This is a genomic window from Pseudonocardia sp. Ae505_Ps2, assembly GCF_001932425.1.
GTDB lineage: Bacteria > Actinomycetota > Actinomycetes > Mycobacteriales > Pseudonocardiaceae > Pseudonocardia.
The window spans coordinates 4356523-4358267 of the sequence record NZ_MCIP01000001.1; the positions used below are offsets into that span (position 1 = coordinate 4356523).

The window sequence follows — 1745 nt, forward strand, 5'->3', positions numbered from 1 at the left end:
CCTCGTGGTGGCACGCATGGAGCCGGAGAACCACGTCGACGTCGTGGTCGCGGGGTACCTCGCCTCGCGCGCGAGCAAGCCACTGGTCGTGGTCGGTTCGGTTCCCTATCCGAGCAGCCACGAGCGGCACGTCCGTGACCTGGCGGGCTCCGATCCCCGGGTGCGTCTGCTCGGGTCGCTCTGGGACCAGGAGCTGCTGAACTCCCTCTACGCCGGCGCCGCGAGCTACCTGCACGGCCACAGCGTCGGCGGCACGAACCCGTCGCTGCTGCGCGCGATGGGTGCCGGTGCGCCGGTCGTGGCATGGGACATCGAGTTCAACCGCGAGGTGCTGGCCGAGACGGGCCGGTGGTTCGCCTCCCCGGACTCGCTCGCGCGTGAGGTGGAGGCCGTCGAGGCCGACCCCGTGGCGGCGGCCCGGCGTGGTGCGGACGCCCGGCGTCGGGCGCGGACCGTCTACGACTGGGACGACGTGGCCGAGGGTTACGCGCAGCTGTGCGCGGACCTGTACGCCGGGCGACGCTCCCGACGCGGTCGCCGGGCCGGCGGCGCCCCGGCGGGGGTCCGGCGATGACGACCGTGGGCCGATCGCCGGACCCCGGCCCTCAGCGCGTGATGACCACGATGTCGGGTGCGTTCGTCGAGGTGATGGACAGCTTGAGCTGGTCGACCTGGTCGGCGGGGACGAGGAACGCGTACGTGGCATCCGTCGACGCGCCGGGTTCGAGGGTGCCCGCCGGCTTGGACGGCGGGCCGCTGTTGGCGCTGGCCGCCTTGTCGGCGTACCGGGCGTTGACGTCGAGGCCGCCGTCGACGGGCTTCGGGGTCCGGTTCGTCAGCCGGATCGTCACCGCGGCGCCGGGCCCGGCGAGCTCTCCCGGCCCCTCGGCAACCAGCTGGACGGGCCGGATCGACGTCACCGTGACCTCGAGCCCGCCGAGGTTGGTGGGCGAGTCGAGCCGGGCCTGCGTGGTGGGGCCCAGCTCGGGCGGCGGGCCCCCGGGCGAGGGGACCGAGGGTGCAGAGGCATCCGAGGGTGCCGAGGCATTCGAGGGTGCTGGGGCATCCGAGGGTGCCGAGGCGACCGATGGTGCCGGGGCGGCGGTCGGCGTCGTGCTGTCCGCCGCGCACGAGCTGAGCAGGCCAGCTGCTGCAGCGGCGACCGCAGCGGCGACGACGGAACGCGTCGGGTTGCGCATGAGGCTCCTAGTACTGCAACGGCAGTTCGGCGTGTGGTGAGAGGCTGACGGCCGTTCGGCGGTGATGATCACCGCGTGGTTGATCTTGCCGGGTGGGTGGCCTCGTTGGACGCGGTGGTGGAGCTGATCTCTGGCCGTTTCCGCAGGGTCGAGCCGCGCCGGCGGGTCGGAACCTACCTGCGAGGCCTGCTCGCGGGGCTCGAGCGGAAGAACGGCTGGACCCTCGCCGAACACGCCGGGGCGATGTCGCCGGACGGGATGCAGCGGCTGCTGCGCACCGCGGACTGGGACGTCGACGGGGTCCGCGACGACCTGCGCGGCTACGTCCTGCAACATCTCACCGACACCGCGTCGGGGGTGTTCATCGTGGACGAGACCGGGTTCATCAAGAAGGGCCTGCGTTCGGCCGGGGTGCAGCGCCAGTACACCGGCACCAGCGGGAAGATCGACAACTGTCAGCTCGGTGTGTTCCTGGCCTACGCCTCGAAGCGGGGGCGGGCGTTGATCGACCGGGAGCTCTACCTGCCGACCTCGTGGACCGAGGAC

General features: G+C 72.6%; 3 protein-coding genes. 2 read left to right on the plus strand and 1 reads right to left on the minus strand.

From position 1 onward, the window contains the following. Positions 1-574, plus strand: a 574-nt coding sequence (locus Ae505Ps2_RS20590) for a glycosyltransferase (RefSeq protein WP_139320255.1), incomplete at its 5' end; no start/stop codon positions are given. A 31-nt stretch (positions 575-605) separates the two neighbouring features. Here Ae505Ps2_RS20590 and Ae505Ps2_RS31345 read toward each other — a convergent pair. Then, positions 606-1199: a DUF4352 domain-containing protein gene (locus Ae505Ps2_RS31345; protein WP_139320195.1), complete on the minus strand. Its 594-nt coding sequence runs from the start codon at positions 1197-1199 to the stop codon at positions 606-608. Positions 1200-1295: 96 nt separating this feature from the next. Between Ae505Ps2_RS31345 and Ae505Ps2_RS20605 the strand changes: the two genes are divergently transcribed. Further along, the coding region (locus Ae505Ps2_RS20605; RefSeq protein WP_249265394.1) for a transposase at positions 1296-1745 on the plus strand (450 nt) is incomplete at its 3' end.